Here is a 14,516-nt window from a genome sequence, read left to right as displayed (position 1 = left end):
GCCCGGTTCCCCACTCAATCCCGGCCATGTGGCGCGCGTCACGCTCCGAGTCCGGGACATCCCCGAGGTCCCGGAGATCCGTTTCTGCTCTGATCTCCCAGGTGGAGTGCTTCCGCCCTTCGCCGAAGAAATGAACAGCGACCTGAACGGGGACCCCGGCCATGACCACGCCCACCCTGCGTCCGGAACGTTTCGAGGCCGACCGGGCCCGGCTGCGGGCCGTCGCCCACCGCCTGCTCGGCTCGCTCGCCGAGGCCGACGACGCGGTGCAGGAGACCTGGCTTCGGGCGTCCCGGGCCGACGTGGGCGAGGTGGAGAACCTCACGGCCTGGCTGACCACGGTGGTGAGCCGGGTCAGCCTGAACATGCTGCGCTCACGCCGGACGCGGCGTGAGGAGCCGTTGGAAGCGCGGGTGGGCGAGGAGGCCGTGGACGCGGGAGAGGGCGGCGATCCGGAGGAGGAGGCGCTGCAGGCCGACTCGGTCGGGGTGGCCCTGCTGGTCGTCCTGGACACGCTGAGCCCGGACGAACGGCTGGCGTTCGTGCTGCACGACCTGTTCGCGGTGCCGTTCGACACCATCGCCCCGCTGATCGAGCGCACCCCGGCCGCGACCCGGCAGCTCGCGAGCCGCGCCCGACGGCGGGTCAGGGGAGGAGCCCCGGCGCCCGCCGCCGACCTGGCCCGGCAGCGCGAGGTCGTCGACGCGTTCCTCGCCGCCACCCGCGGCGGGAACTTCGACGCGCTGCTCTCCCTGCTGCACCCGGACGTGGTCCTGACCGCCGACCGGTTCGTCGTCCCGACCCCGGAGCCGATCACGCTCAGCGGCGCCCGTCCCGTCGCCCACAGCGCGATGGCGGCGACCGGCCGGGCCCTGTTCACCGGCCTCGCCCTGCTCGACGGGCGGGTCGGCCTCGCGATGGCGCCTCGGGGCCGGCTGCGGCTGGTCCTCCTCTTCACGGTCACGGACGAGGGCATCACCCGGATCGACGTCGTCGCGGACCGGGAGCGGCTGGCCCGGATCGAGGTGGCGGTGCTCGGCGACCTCGGCGACCTCGGCGACTGAGGAAAAAGACCGAGGAAAAGGGGGAGCGGTGACCGGGATGCCCGGCCACCGCTCCCCCCGTGCTCGGAACCGCCCTGCTTCAAGCCGCCGTCCTCAGAACCACAGGACGAGCGAGGCCGCCGCCGGCGCCGCGTAGATCAGCGGGAACGGCACGTGCGAGAACCAGCGGGCCCGCAGCACGGTGCCGACCGCCCCGAGGAAGTACAGGACCAGGCCGGCCGCGGCCAGCACACCGATCACGGGCACGAGCAGCCCCACCAGCAGACCGGCCGCGCCGGCGGCCTTGGCGACGCCGAGCCAGGGCCACCACGAGCGGGGCACGCCGTAGTCGGCCAGCGGCTTCACGGTCCACTCGGCTCCGAAGAAGACCGAGGCGGCCGAGAACCCGGCCAGGACGGCTCCCAGGACGGTGACGACGACGTAGGTGGTGGACATGTCAGCAGCTCCTCAATCGGGGTGTCGCGGGCTTCCTTCACCTCCCTGACACCGCGCGCCGTGCGAGTGTGACGGGAAGAGGAGCTGCTTTCCGGTGTGACCGTGCTCACACCCCCCGGCCGGCCAGGATCCACTTCGACGGCAGCTCGATCCGGGTGCCGTCGGGGGTGTACTCGGTGGTGGTGAGCGGGAGTTCGCCGGATGCCAGGACGGTGAGGCCGGCGGCCGCCAGATACACGGGTACCGCCTCGTCGGCCACCTCGCCGGGGGCGATGCCGTGCCGGAAGACCGGCGCGAGCTTCCGGGGCGGTCCGTCGGGGCTCTGGGCGAGGCCGGTCAGGACGGGCCGGGCGGCCTCCGACAGCTCGACGAGGAAGGCCCGGCCGCGGTCGCCGAGGAGGGCGGCGATCCCGTCCACCATCGGCTGCCGGTCGTCGGGCTCGCACTGGTGCAGGACGCCCCTCATGTAGACGTTGGCATCGCCGAGCTCGGCGTGCAGCACCTCCGCCGCGCCCTTCTCGGCCGCGTCCAGCAGCCGGTACGTCGCCTGCCCGGCGGGGTCGGCCCGCCGGGCGTGGTCGAGGGCCGCGGCGGCCAGGTCGGCGCCGATCACGTGCGGGAAGCGGTCGGCGAGGAAACGGGTCTGGGTGCCGTTGCCGCAGCCGAGGTCGATCAACGGCAGCCCCGGGTCGACGAGTCGGGGCTCGAAGAAGGCGAGATGGAAAGCGGCGGTCACCGCGGGGTCCGCGTCCCAGAACACCGCGCCCGTCTCCTCGGGGGCCTCACGCCAGAAGGCCTCCCAGGCCTCCCGGTACCGACTCGTCACGCTCATGCCCAACTCCCCTGGTGCGACGCCGATCCGCCTTTAGTAACGGGCCAGTACGGTGTATCGCTCCCGGGTGGGACGGACAAGCGCGGTGCGCGTTCCTTCACCCCCCGTTCGGAAGACGTACGCCGCCCCCGTCCCGCTCAGCGCCTCGGCAGCGTCAGCTCGAACCAGACGGACTTGCCGCCGCCCGTACGGCTGGTGCCCCACTCGCGGGCCAGGGTGCTCACCACGCGCAGCCCCCGCCCGTACTCGTCGCCGGGCCCGGCGCTCAGCAGGGTCGGCAGCTCGTGGTCGTCGTCGTCCACCTCGCACAGCAGTGTGTCCCCGCGGACGAGCCGCAGCGCGACGGGCCGGCTGTGGGAGTGCCGTACGGCGTTGGTGACCAGCTCGCTCACCATCAGCTCGGCGGGATCGGCGAGCTTCGGCAGGCCCCAGTCGTGGAGCTGTTCGCGGACCACCGCGCGGGCGCGGCCGGCCTGGGCCGGGTCGAGGGGGAAGGTCCACTCGGCGACGTCGTCGGGTGCGATGCCGCCCAGGCGGGCCATGAGCAGGGCCACGTCGTCCTTGCGGCCGCCGCGGCCCGCTTCCGAGAACGTCGCGGCGAGTGCGCGGATGATGGTGTCGCAGGCGTCGTCCATGGAGGCGGCCGGGTGGGCGGCGGACTCGCACAGCGTCGCGAGCCCCACCCCTATGTCCTCGCCGCGCACCTCGACCAGCCCGTCGGTGCACATCACCAGCCGGTCGCCGGGCTCCACGCGCACGCGTACCGCCTGGAACGGCACCCCGCCCACGCCGATCGGCGCGCCGGTGGGCAGGTCGAGCAGCTCGCTGCGGCCGTCGCCGGCGCGGACCAGCACGGGCGGGATGTGGCCCGCGTTGGCGAGGTGCAGCTCGCTCGCGATCGGGTCGTAGACGGCGTACAGGCAGGTCGCGAGGTAGGTGTCGCCGAGGCGCTGGGCGAGGTCGTCGAGGTTGCGCAGAAGCTGGGCGGGCGGCAGGTCGAGGGCGGCCATGGTCTGCACGGCCGTCCGCAACTGGCCCATCATCGCGGCGGAGTTGAGGCCGTGTCCCATGACGTCACCGACGACGAGGGCGGTGCGGGCGCCGGGCAGTTTGACGCAGTCGAACCAGTCGCCGCCGACACGCCCCAGCAACGTACCCGGGAGATAACGGGTGGCGATGTCGCAGCCCGCCATGCGCGGCGGGATGTGCGGCAGCATGCTGTCCTGGAGGGTCTCGGCGACGTTCTCCTGGTAGGTGTACATGCGCGCGTTGTCGAGCACGAGGCCCGCGCGGGCGGCGAGTTCGGCACCGGTGACCCGGTCCATGTCGTTGAACTCGGCCCGCTCGGGGTGGCGCAGCAGGATCATGAAGCCGAGGACGACGTCACGGGCCTTCAGCGGGACGACGAGCATGGAGCGGCCCGTGATCAGGGGCCGGATGTCGCGCTTGTCGAACTGCGAGGCGATGGCGTGGCCCAGCTGCTCGCTGATGCGCGGCACCAGGACCGGCTCGCCGGTGGTCATGCACTGGAAGAACGGGGTGTGCGCCGGAAACGGCATCGCCTCGCCGACGGGGACGACGTCGTCCCAGCGGCCGGGTTCGTCGGTGTGCTCGACGGCGACCCGGTGCCACATCGTCGTCGTGTCCGGCACTCCCTCCGGGAAGCCCTCGCCGGCGACGACCTGTTCGCGCAGATAGGTGCCGGCGACGTCGGTGAAGCGGGGGACGACGGCCTTGCTGACCTCGATGATGGTCCGGGAGAGGTCGAGGGAGGTGCCGATCTTCCCGCTGACCTCGTTGAGGAACTCCAGGCGCTCGCGGACGGCCGCGTACTCGAGGTCCTCGCCCTCGTCGTCGAGGTCCGACCGGGGTGAGCCGTCGGCGGCGGCCCGGGAGGTCCGCTCGCGGCGGGCTCTGCGCTCGACGCGCCGGGCCACGCCCCAGTCGGGGGTCACGGGCACCCGGTCGTTCTGGCTGAACTCCAGGACGGGATAGCCGAGTTCGAGGACCTGCGCGACGATGCGGGAGCTCTCGCCGACACTCATGCTGGGCAGGATCTCGGGGAGGCCGCGGGCGAGTTCCTCGGCGCCGGGGAAGTCGGTGTGCAGCGCGAAGCCGGGCGCGATGCGCTCGACGACCCGGCGGTCGTCCTGCTCGGGCCGGCGCAGGGCCTCGGCGTCGGCCGCCAGCACGAGCAGCCGCTCACGCCCGGGCCCGACGAGCGGGTACGCCCACCACAGGACGTCGACGCGGTCCCTCTCGGGCACGGTCAGCCGGGCCCGCCCGGCGGCCGGGTAGCTCAGCCCGCCGTCGAGGGAGGTCTCCAGGCCGGGCCCCAGTCCGTCGTAGGCCGCGTGGTCGCCGTACGGCAGGTCGTCGTCCACCTCGGGGAGGGCGCCGGAGACGGGTAACAGGTCGATGGCGGCCTGGCCGATCGCCTCGTCCTTGGCGACGCCGAAGAGCCGGCGGGCGCCGGTGCTCCAGTGGGAGACGAGGCCGTCGCGGTCGACCACGACCACGGCGAGCGGGACGCGCCCGGCGTCGGCGGATCCGGCCGCCGCGCCGCCCCCGGCTCCGCGGCTGGGAGGTGTGTCCCTCTCGGTGCCACGGTCCATGGCCCAGGCCCTCTCTCCCCAGAGCTACGCAAGATCTGTCCCGCAGGCCCCCACCGTACGGCGCGTGCCGCTCGCGATGTGCGGCAATTCTGGAATTGGTTTCACCTGGGCGGCGCCGGGCGACGCCCGCCCGGCGCCGCGTCGGTCCTCGCGGCCGAGCCGCAGGTCACGCTCGGTGCGGCCGCCGCCCGCGACGGGGAGCGGGAGGGCGTCGGGCGGTCAAGGGCCGTGAGGCCCTCGACCCGGGTGGACTACTTCTCGACCTCGGTGGCCAGGTTGGCGAGGATCGCGTCGTAGATCCGGCCGAGGCCCTTGGGGGCGAAGGTCTTCTCGAAGAAGCCGCCGATGCCGCCGGCGCCGGTCCAGGTGGTGGTGACGACGACCCGGGACCTGCCCTCCCCGGCCGGGGTGACGCGCCAGACGGTGACCATCGAGGAGTTGCGGTCCTTCTCGACGAGCTCGCCGTCGGTGGGCTCGGTGACCTCCAGGAGGCAGTCGCGCACGCGCTTGCTGGTGGCCTGGAGCTTCCAGTGGACGAGGGTGCCCTCGCCGTCGCCGCCCTCGCGCACCTCGTACTCGCTGAACTGCTCGGGCAGCAGCCGCGCGCGCGTGCCGCTGTAGTCGGCGATCGTGTCGAACACCGTCTCCGGGTCCGCCGCGACGACGCGCTCGGTGGTGGCTTCGACCTGCGCCATGGGGTTCCCTCCAGGTCTTTGTCTCTCGGGGTCGGGGCAAGCCAACCACCCCGGTGCCCGGCCGCCCAAATCGGGGTTCCGCAAGCGGTCGCGGGGCGATCGAAAAGAACCGCCGCACGATCATGGGAACAGTTGTTCTATTGTGGGGGCAGCGCTACCGAGGAGGCGTCATGCGCTGGGAGAACCTCACAGCCGATTCCCGTCACGACCGGGCGGCGGACGCCGCGTTGTTCGGCGCGGACGCGGTCACGACCAGGACCTTCGACACCCCCGAGTTCCGCGGGATCACCTTCCACGAGGTGCGGGCCCGTTCGATCCTCAACCGGGTGCCGGGCGCCTCCCGCATGCCGTTCGAGTGGACGGTCAATCCGTACCGGGGCTGCACGCACGCGTGCGTGTACTGCTTCGCCCGCAAGACGCACAGCTACCTGGACCTGGACACCGGGATCGGCTTCGACACCCAGATCGTCGTCAAGGTGAACGCGCCCGAGCTGCTGCGCCGCCAGCTGGCCTCGCCCCGCTGGCACGGCGAGCACGTCGCGATGGGCACCAACGTCGACTGCTACCAGCGCGCGGAGGGCCGCTACCGGCTGATGCCGGGCATCCTGGCCGCCCTGCGCGACCGCGCGAACCCCTACTCGATCCTGACCAAGGGCACCCTGATCCTGCGCGACCTCGACCTGCTGAAGCAGTCCGCCGAGGTGACCGACGTCGGCATCTCCGTCTCGGTCGGCTTCGTCGACACCGAGCTGTGGCGCACCGTGGAGCCGGGCACCCCGGCCCCCGAGCGCCGTCTGGACGTCGTACGGACCCTCACCGAGCACGGCATCGGCTGCGGAGTGCTGATGGCGCCCGTGATCCCCTTCCTCGGCGACGAGCCGTCCCAACTGCGGGCCACCGTACGGGCGATCGCGGCGGCCGGGGCCACCTCCGTCACCCCGCTGGTGCTGCATCTGCGGCCCGGCGCCCGCGAGTGGTTCATGGCCTGGCTCGGGCAGCACCACCCGCACCTGGTGCGCCGCTACGAGCGGCTGTACGCGGACGGCGCCTACGCGCCGAAGTGGTACCAGCGGCGGATCACCCGTCAGGTGCACGACCTGGCCGAGGAGTACGGGATCGGCCCCACGCGCGCGGGGATGCCCCGCAGGCCCCTGCCGCCCGAGCCGGCGGAGGAGCCGGAGCAGTCCGGGCCGACCCAACTGACGCTGATCTGAGCGCGTTCGAGGGCATCCCGCGACCCAATCGGGTCAAGTATCACCAGAACAGGTTCTTTCGGACGATCTTTCCGGGACGATGCGGCGAGGGCCGTGATCCACGCGGTCCGTCGACCTCCGTCCTGGGAGGACTCCATGAGAAAACGCGCAGCCGTGCTGTGCGCTGCCGCCGTCGTCGTGGCCGGGACCTTCACCGCCGTACCCGCCGGCGCGAACCCGTCGCACGCCCCGCAGGCCGGCCGAGCGGCGAAGCTCAGCTGGAAGACGTGCGCCACCGCCGACTACCCGACGCTCCAGTGCGCGTCCCTCGAGGTGCCGCTCGACCACGGCGACCCCGGCGGGAAGCAGATCACGCTCGCGCTGTCCCGTGTCCCCCACACCGCCAAGACGTACCAGGGGCCGCTGCTGGTCAACCCGGGCGGCCCCGGGGGCAGCGGGCGGACGCTCGCCGGATTCGTCGCGAAGTCGCTGCCGAAGAAGGTGACGGCCCAGTACGACATCGTCGGCTTCGACCCGCGCGGGGTGGGCCGGAGCACGCCCGCGCTGACCTGCGAGCCGGGCCACTTCTCCTCGGTGCGCCCGGAGTCGGTCCCGGCCACCGAGGCTATCGAGCGGGCCAACCTCCGGCGCGCCAGGTCCTTCGCCGAGGCCTGCGGCAAGAAGTACGCGAGCGTGCTGCCGCACATCAGCACCCTCAGCGCCGTACGGGACATGGACGCGATCCGCCGGGCCGTCGGCGCGCCGAAGCTGAACTACTTCGGCTACTCGTACGGCACGTACCTGGGCGCGGTCTACGCGAAGCTGTACCCGGAGCGGGTGCGGCGTCTGGTCCTCGACTCGATCGTCGACCCCACCGGCGTGTGGTACGAGGACAACCTCGGGCAGGACCCCGCCTTCGACGACCGGCACCGGGCCCTGATGGCCTGGATCGCGAAGCACCACGCCACGTACGGGCTGGGCACCGATCCGGGGAAGGTCGAGGCCCGGTGGTACGCGATGCGGACGGCGCTGGCGAAGAAGCCGGCGGGCGGCAGGGTGGGCGCCGCCGAGTTGGAGGACACGTTCCTGCCGGGCGGCTACTACAACGGCTACTGGCCGCACCTCGCCGAGGCGTTCGCCGCGTACGTCAACGCCAAGGACGCCGAGCCGCTGGTCGAGGCGTACGAGAACTTCGCGGCGGTCGACGCCTCCGGGGACAACGGCTACAGCGTCTACATGGCGGTGCAGTGCCGTGACGGCTCCTGGCCGCGCGACTGGGAGGAGTGGCGGGCGGACCACTGGTCGGTGTACGAGAAGGCGCCGTTCATGACCTGGAACAACGCCTGGTACAACGCGCCGTGCGCGTTCTGGCCGACCCGCTCCCCGGGGCCGGTGAGCATCACCGGCGCCAAGGTGCCGTCGGCCCTGCTGTTCCAGGCGACGGGCGACGCCGCCACCCCGTACGAGGGCGGCGCCACGATGCACGAGGTGCTGCGCGGTTCGCGGCTCGTCGTCGAGCAGGGCGGCGGCAACCACGGAATCACGCTGAGCGGGAACTCCTGCCTGGACAAGCACCTGGCGAGGTATCTGACCGACGGGACGGTGCCGCGCGGCACCGGCGGGGTCGACGCGGTGTGCAAGGCGCTGCCCGACCCCGAGCCGCTGAGCGAGAAGGTCGCCTCGGGCACGGCCCACGGCTCGACGCTGCACGGTCTGCTCGGCTTCCGCGGCTGAGGGCCGCAGCGGCCGGCGACCCCGTCGGGGGCGGTGTCGGACCCATGGTCCACCATGGACGCATGAGTGAGCTGACCAGGATCCCCGCCCCCGACGGCGTCGCCGCCGCGGCCCAGTACGCCCATGTCGTGCTGGGCACCGGCCGTTTCGTGGCCGTCTCCGGCCAGCTCCCTCTTGACGAACTCGGCGGGCTGGTCGGTGAGGGCGACCCCGAGGCGCAGGCCCGCCAGGTCTTCGAGAACCTGCGGCGCTGCCTCGCCGCCGCAGGAGCGACCTTCGACGACGTCGTCAAACTCACCTACTTCGTCACGGACATGGCCGACCTGCCGGCGATCCGCGCGGCCCGCGCCGCGCACATACCCGACGACCGCCTTCCGGCCTCCTCGGCCGTGCAGGTCGCCGCGCTGGTGCGCCCCGAGTTCCTGATGGAGATCGAGGCGTTCGCGGTGGTGGCCGGGTGACGGCCCCGCTCGTCCGTGAGATGACGCTCGCCGACTGCGAGCGTGTCTCCGAGATCCGTGTCCGCGGCTGGCGGACCGCCTACCGGGGCCTGATGCCGCAGTCGTACCTCGACGCCCTCAGCGTGACCGAGGACGCCGAGCGGCGCCGCGCCTGGTTCACCGAGGGCGACGGCAGCGTGGTGAACCTGGTCGCGGAACACGCCGGCGAAGTGGTGGGGTGGGCCGCCCACGGCCCGTACCGCGAGGGCGAACTGCGCACGGACGACGCCGAGTTGTACGCGATCTACCTCGACCCCGGGCACATCGGCACCGGCATCGGCCGGATGCTCCTGACGGAGGCGATCCGCCGGACGACCGCCCGCGGCCACCGTCGCATGTACCTCTGGGTCCTCAAGGAGAACACCCACGCCCGCCGCTTCTACGAGCGCGCGGGCTTCCACGCCGACGGCGCGGAGGAGCCCTTCGAGGTGGCGGGCGTGGCGGTGCCGGAGGTGCGGTACGTGGGGGACCTGACGGGTCGGCGGTGACCTCCTGACCGGGGCGCGGGGCGACGCCCTCGGGGGGCCTCACCGCTGGTGGGGGATCCGCGCCAGCGCCCGTACCGCCGCCTCCGCGAGGGTCGGGTGGGCGAGCGCCTCGTTCAGTACGGGGCGGGCCCGGTGGTCGCCCAGGGCGCCGAGGCCGTCGACGCAGGCGAGGGCCACCCGCCGGTAGGGGTCGTGCGGGCTGAGCCGCCGCCGCAGGGTGGTGATCAGCGCGGGCACGGACTCGGGGGCGCGCAGTTCCACCAGGAGCCGGACGGGGTGCAGGGCGTAGGCGACGCGCAGTTCGTTGGTGGCCAGGGCGGCCGCGGCGCGGGCGGTGCGGGGGTCGCCGAGGCGGGCCAGGGCGTGGGCGGCGGAGGCGCAGCGCGGTGGGTCGCGGTGGTTGAGCAGCAGGACGAGGGACTCGAAGGCGCGCCGGTCCCCGGCGAGTCCGAGCCGGAACGCGGCGAGTTCCCTGGCCCACAGCGGCCGTCCCGACTCGGTGAGCACGCCCGCCAGTTCGTCGTGGTCGGCGGTGCCCGCCAGCCGCTCGTACGCCGCCGTGCCGCCCGACTCCCGTCGTAGACGCTCCGTGAGCGCTCGCAACTCTTCGTCCATGGGTCGAGGGTAGGGGCTGGGACCCACCCCGCGGGGCCGGGCGGCGCGCGGCGGCGCACGGAAGCACAACCAGCGCACTGCCCAAGGGTTCGTATGCGCCCGCGGTGTCCGCGCGCCCGTCCCCGCGTGGGCTCACGGCGCCCGCCCGTGCGGTCCCTTCTCCCCCAGTGACGTGCAGCGATGTCGTGCGACCCGGACAAGGGACGCGACTCCAAGGCCAACTCCGTTCACCGACAGTCGTGTTCGGTGAGTTTTCGAAGGAAGTTAATTCGCAGGAGTGAACTTGTGGGGCGGAAAGGGATCGCTGCCCACGTCAGTACGATGACGCACCCAACAGGCCGAGAAGCGGCTGCCGTTGGCGTATTCCCGCACCCACCACGGCCATGAGCGGTGGTCTACCCAAGAACGATCACAAGGCGTTGCTACTGGTAAGTAATGAGTCGTCAGATGGACAGCGAGACCGACAGGAAAGGGTCCGCGGCCTCACCCCTGATGATGTGTGCCGTCGATGCGGAGCCGGTGGGCTCCTGCACCGAGGCGCCCGGCGGCGCCGTCGTTTTGTCCGAAGGGCCTTGAACAAATGAGTCCGACTTTGTCCCTCGATCCGTCCCGCCGCATGGAACTGATCCACGGTCTGTTCCACAAGGTGCAGTTCGACACGTTCGAGGCCTACGACGACCCGCGCTGCAACGTCACGGCCATCACCCAGGAGGCCTTCACCAGGACCCTGCCCCGCCTGCCCGCCGGAATCCGCGTCGAGGAGGCGTACGAGAGGCTGATGGACGTGAGCATGCAGCTCGCGGCCGACGACGTGAAGGCCCGCGAGAACCACTGCGGCCCGCACGAGGTGCACCTGATCCCCCTCGTCTCCCTGTACGGCTTCAGGTTCGGCGAGGTGGACGACGGGTTCCGGCCATGGCTGGTCGAGGTCGACGCCCTGCCGCAGTCCGAGCGGGCGGTCTACCGCCTCATCGCCTTCCTGGGGTGGACCAATGCCAGGACCGCCGAGGTGCTGGGCCGCTCGCCGGGGTGGACCAGCAAGCTCATGAAGCGGGCCAGGGGCCGCCTGACGTCCGCCGGCGTCTCCGTGGAGGAGCTCCAGAAGGGCTTCTTCGACGTAGAGATCGAGAGAAGGAAGGAGAAGGCATGCCTCATATGACGGCATATCGCCGCAAGGCACGTCTGATCGACCATGCCGCTCCACCCACTCCCCAGCAGTGGTTGGAGAACGACGCCCGGTACTTCGAGGACATCGTGGCCGAGATCCAGCGGCGGGCCGCAGGAGGCGACCCCGGCGAGGCCCCTTGGGCGTCGCCGCTCTATTTCGACACGGCCGAGCGCGACGAGTCCACCGTGGGCCGGGCCCTGCTCGCCCTGCGGCACCTGCCCGCCGAGGCGGTCGCCCGCCTCACCGTCCTGAGCCGGATGTTCCAGGGGGAGAACATCCGGCCCGAGGCCGGCCCGGTGGCGGGGCGGCGGGAGGAGACCGACGCCGGCGCCGACGGCGCGCTTCATACCCGCACACGCCGCAAGGAAGGCACCGTCAGCCCGCCCGCCCGACCCGGCAGGACCATCGTGACGCCGCTGGAAAGCGCGGAGGCGCTGGCCGGCTGACGCCATGACGGAGCCGCCCCTCCCTGGGCCCACGGCCCACGGAGCGGCGGCCTCCGGCGCCCCACCGCACCACCCCACCCCCGCCGAACAGAAAGCGCACCACGATGGCGACCCACGACACCCCCCGGAAGAAGAGCGTCGCGAGGTGCAACGGCGTGCCGAAGGCGCGCCGGGAGACGGCGATACCCAGCCCCCGCCCGGCGGCCGAGGCCGAGACCGAGCCCCGGACCGCGTCCGGTCCGGTGGACGAAGCCGTCGCGGCAGGCGGCCTGCCGGCGGCCCGCCGTCCGCGCCACGCGCTCCTCGCCGTCAAGGCCACCATCATCCTGCTGATCGTCGGCTCCCTCACCTCCGTCTGTCTGGCCATCCACCGGCTGGCCGGCGAGTCCCCCCAGGCCAACGTGTACGTCGGCCTGGCCGGTGTGGGCGTGGCCGGCGTCGGCGCCTGCGTCCCCGTCTACCTCCATCTGCGCCGCAAGGACCCCTCCGACGGCGGCTCCTGACGTGCCGGTCGGCGCGAAACAGGTCACACTCCACAGGGCTGGCGCGCTCGTTACCCACCGGTTAAGCTCATTCGAGCGAGTCACCCACTCGCTTCACCCCTCGCGGCGGCCTGGTGACGCAGTTGCCGCAAGGGAAGTCGGTTCGGTACCTCGTACCGCAGTACGACCCGGCCACGGGACAGGGCCGGTCGGAATCCCCCGTTCGTCCTCCGGGCGTGTGCGCGCCCGCGGCGACCGGCACCGGGCGTGTGCGCTCGCAGCCCGGCAACACCCGCACTCCTTTCCGCACCCGGTGCGCCCAGGCCCCAGCAGAGGCGTCCTCGGCGCACCCGGCGCGTTCCCAGTCGTCACCCTCTTTTCTGGAGTCCGCGATGGCCACTCCCCTGTCCCCCGCCCCTCAGTCCTCCCTGCGGACGATCGCCGTCGTCGGCCTGGGCACCATGGGCACCGGCATCACCGAGGTCCTGGCCAAGGCCGGCCGCGAGGTGATCGGCATCGACATCAGCGAGGCCCAGGCCGCACGCTCCGTCGCCGCCCTGGAGGCCTCCACCGCCCGCGCCGTGCAGCGCGGCAAGCTGACCGAACAGGAGCGCACGGACGCCCTCGGCCGCGTCCGTACCTCCACCGACCTGCGGGCGGCGGCCGACGCCGACCTCGTCATCGAGGTGGCGCCGGAGTCGTACGAGATCAAGCAGCAGATCTTCCGGGAGCTGGACGGGATCGTGCGGCCCGAGGCGATCCTCGCGACCGGGACCAACGCGCTGTCCGTCACCCGGCTCGCCGCCGACTCGGCGCGTCCCGAGCGGGTGCTGGGGCTGCACTTCTTCAACCCCGCGCCGGCGATGAAGCTGGTCGAGATCGTCTCCTCGGTGCTGACCGCGCCCGCCGCCGTCACCGCCGTCACCGGCCTCGCCCTGGACCTGGGCAAGGAGCCGGTCGCGGTCGGCGACCGGCCCGGGTTCGTCGCGGACGGGCTGCTGTTCGGCTACCTCAACCAGGCCGCCGCGATGTACGAGGCGAAGTACGCCTCCCGGGAGGACATCGACGCCGCGATGCGGCTGGGCTGCGGCCTGCCGATGGGGCCGCTGGCCCTGCTCGACCTGATCGGCATCGACACCGCGCGCACGGTCCTGGACGCCATGTACGCCGCGTCCCACGACCGGCTGCACGCCCCCGCGCCGATCCTGAAGCAGCTCAGCGAGGCGGGCCTGACCGGCCGCAAGTCGGGCCGTGGCTTCTACACGTACGAGGCGCCGAACAGCCCGACGGTCGTCCAGGACGCCCTGACTCCCCTGTCCGGCGGGACCGGGCTCCCCGGCCGCACGGTGCGCGGCGTCGGCGTCGCCGGCTCCGGCACGATGGCCTCCGGGATCGCCGAGGTCTTCGCCAAGGCCGGCTACGACGTCGTCCTGGCCGCCCGCAGCGAGGAGAAGGCGCAGGCCGCGAAGGCCCGTGTCGGCAAGTCCCTTTCGCGCTCCGTCGACAAGGGCCGGCTCACCGCGGAGGCCGCCGCGCAGACCCTGGACCGGATCACCCCGGCGGGCTCCTACGACGCCTTCGCGGACGTCGACCTGGCCGTCGAGGCGGTCGCCGAGGACCTGGACGTCAAGCGGCAGTTGTTCGCGACGCTGGACAAGGTGTGCAAGCCGGGCGCGGTGCTCGCCACGACCACGTCCTCGCTGCCGGTCGTCGCGCTCGCCCGCGCGACCTCGCGTCCGCAGGACGTGATCGGGATGCACTTCTTCAACCCGGCGCCGGCGATGAAGCTGGTCGAGGTCGTCCGTACGGTGCTGACCGGCGAGGACGTCCACGCGACGGTCCACGAGGTCTGCGGCAGCATCAGGAAGCACGCCGTCGACTGCGGTGACCGCGCCGGTTTCATCGTGAACGCGCTGCTGTTCCCGTACCTGAACAACGCGATCAAGATGGTGCAGGAGCACTACGCGTCCCTCGACGACATCGACGCGGCCATGAAGCTGGGCGGCGGCTACCCGATGGGCCCCTTCGAGCTGCTGGACGTCGTCGGGCTCGATGTCTCGCTCGCCATCGAGAAGGTCCTGCACCGCGAGTTCCGGGACCCGGGCCTGGCCCCGGCGCCGCTCCTGGAGCACCTGGTGGCCGCGGGCTGCCTCGGCCGCAAGACGGGCCGCGGCTTCCGCGAATATGCCCGCCGCTGACGCGGTCGGCGACTGGTTCCGAGCCGGTGAGGACTGGGGCGGGCTGCTGGA

General features: G+C 72.5%; 14 protein-coding genes. 9 read left to right on the top strand and 5 right to left on the bottom strand.

Annotation, left to right across the window (positions count from 1 at the left end; translation table 11 throughout):
* The first annotated feature begins 161 nt into the window (after positions 1–161).
* Positions 162–1,064: a sigma-70 family RNA polymerase sigma factor gene (locus ACPT94_RS27580; protein ID WP_425247083.1), complete on the top strand. Its 903-nt coding sequence runs from the start codon at positions 162–164 to the stop codon at positions 1,062–1,064.
* 93 nt (positions 1,065–1,157) lie between these two features.
* Here the strand turns inward: ACPT94_RS27580 and ACPT94_RS27575 are convergent, their stop codons facing one another.
* From ACPT94_RS27575 to ACPT94_RS27560, 4 genes are all read right to left on the bottom strand, one after another.
* Complete coding sequence (locus tag ACPT94_RS27575; RefSeq protein ID WP_360330113.1) at positions 1,158–1,499, bottom strand: DoxX family protein; 342 nt, start codon at positions 1,497–1,499, stop codon at positions 1,158–1,160.
* Between the two features lie 106 nt (positions 1,500–1,605).
* Positions 1,606–2,331 (bottom strand): methyltransferase domain-containing protein, encoded by a 726-nt coding sequence (locus ACPT94_RS27570; protein ID WP_425247082.1) that lies wholly within the window; start codon positions 2,329–2,331, stop codon positions 1,606–1,608.
* A 137-nt stretch (positions 2,332–2,468) separates the two neighbouring features.
* On the bottom strand, positions 2,469–4,946 hold the full coding sequence (locus ACPT94_RS27565; protein ID WP_425247081.1) for an ATP-binding SpoIIE family protein phosphatase: 2,478 nt from the start codon (positions 4,944–4,946) through the stop codon (positions 2,469–2,471).
* Between the two features lie 251 nt (positions 4,947–5,197).
* Positions 5,198–5,641 (bottom strand): SRPBCC family protein, encoded by a 444-nt coding sequence (locus ACPT94_RS27560; RefSeq protein ID WP_360330123.1) that lies wholly within the window; start codon positions 5,639–5,641, stop codon positions 5,198–5,200.
* A gap of 170 nt (positions 5,642–5,811) precedes the next feature.
* Here ACPT94_RS27560 and ACPT94_RS27555 point away from each other — a divergent pair, with 170 nt between their 5' ends.
* From ACPT94_RS27555 to ACPT94_RS27540, 4 genes are all read left to right on the top strand, one after another.
* Positions 5,812–6,855: an Rv2578c family radical SAM protein gene (locus ACPT94_RS27555; RefSeq protein ID WP_360330126.1), complete on the top strand. Its 1,044-nt coding sequence runs from the start codon at positions 5,812–5,814 to the stop codon at positions 6,853–6,855.
* A gap of 135 nt (positions 6,856–6,990) precedes the next feature.
* Positions 6,991–8,568, top strand: coding sequence for an alpha/beta hydrolase (locus ACPT94_RS27550; protein WP_425247080.1), 1,578 nt, complete (start codon positions 6,991–6,993; stop codon positions 8,566–8,568).
* Between the two features lie 62 nt (positions 8,569–8,630).
* Complete coding sequence (locus ACPT94_RS27545; protein ID WP_425247079.1) at positions 8,631–9,029, top strand: RidA family protein; 399 nt, start codon at positions 8,631–8,633, stop codon at positions 9,027–9,029.
* Complete coding sequence (locus ACPT94_RS27540; protein WP_425247078.1) at positions 9,026–9,556, top strand: GNAT family N-acetyltransferase; 531 nt, start codon at positions 9,026–9,028, stop codon at positions 9,554–9,556. Before ACPT94_RS27545 ends, ACPT94_RS27540 begins: the two co-directional genes overlap by 4 nt.
* A gap of 39 nt (positions 9,557–9,595) precedes the next feature.
* On the opposite strand, the gene ACPT94_RS27535 is transcribed toward ACPT94_RS27540, so the two are convergent.
* Entirely contained in the window at positions 9,596–10,171 is a 576-nt protein-coding gene (locus tag ACPT94_RS27535) for an adenylosuccinate lyase (RefSeq protein ID WP_360330138.1), read from the bottom strand.
* Positions 10,172–10,751: 580 nt separating this feature from the next.
* On the opposite strand from ACPT94_RS27535, the gene ACPT94_RS27530 reads away from it, so the two are divergent.
* The 4 genes from ACPT94_RS27530 to ACPT94_RS27515 all read left to right on the top strand — a co-directional run bounded on the left by ACPT94_RS27530 (position 10,752) and on the right by ACPT94_RS27515 (position 14,465).
* Positions 10,752–11,330: an RNA polymerase sigma factor gene (locus ACPT94_RS27530; RefSeq protein ID WP_360330140.1), complete on the top strand. Its 579-nt coding sequence runs from the start codon at positions 10,752–10,754 to the stop codon at positions 11,328–11,330.
* The gene (locus ACPT94_RS27525; RefSeq protein ID WP_425247077.1) at positions 11,318–11,785 is read left to right on the top strand and encodes a hypothetical protein; all 468 of its coding nucleotides are present in this window, start codon (positions 11,318–11,320) and stop codon (positions 11,783–11,785) included. The genes ACPT94_RS27530 and ACPT94_RS27525 overlap by 13 nt, the downstream gene beginning before the upstream one ends.
* A 155-nt stretch (positions 11,786–11,940) precedes the next feature.
* Positions 11,941–12,288 (top strand): hypothetical protein, encoded by a 348-nt coding sequence (locus ACPT94_RS27520; RefSeq protein ID WP_425247076.1) that lies wholly within the window; start codon positions 11,941–11,943, stop codon positions 12,286–12,288.
* Positions 12,289–12,659: 371 nt separating this feature from the next.
* Positions 12,660–14,465, top strand: a complete 1,806-nt coding sequence (locus ACPT94_RS27515; protein ID WP_360330148.1) for a 3-hydroxyacyl-CoA dehydrogenase family protein — start codon at positions 12,660–12,662, stop codon at positions 14,463–14,465.
* Positions 14,466–14,516: the final 51 nt, after the last annotated feature.

This window comes from Streptomyces aurantiaciflavus (assembly GCF_049808595.1).
Classification (GTDB): Bacteria; Actinomycetota; Actinomycetes; order Streptomycetales; family Streptomycetaceae; genus Streptomyces.
This window is presented reverse-complemented; position numbering and strand designations above follow the sequence as displayed.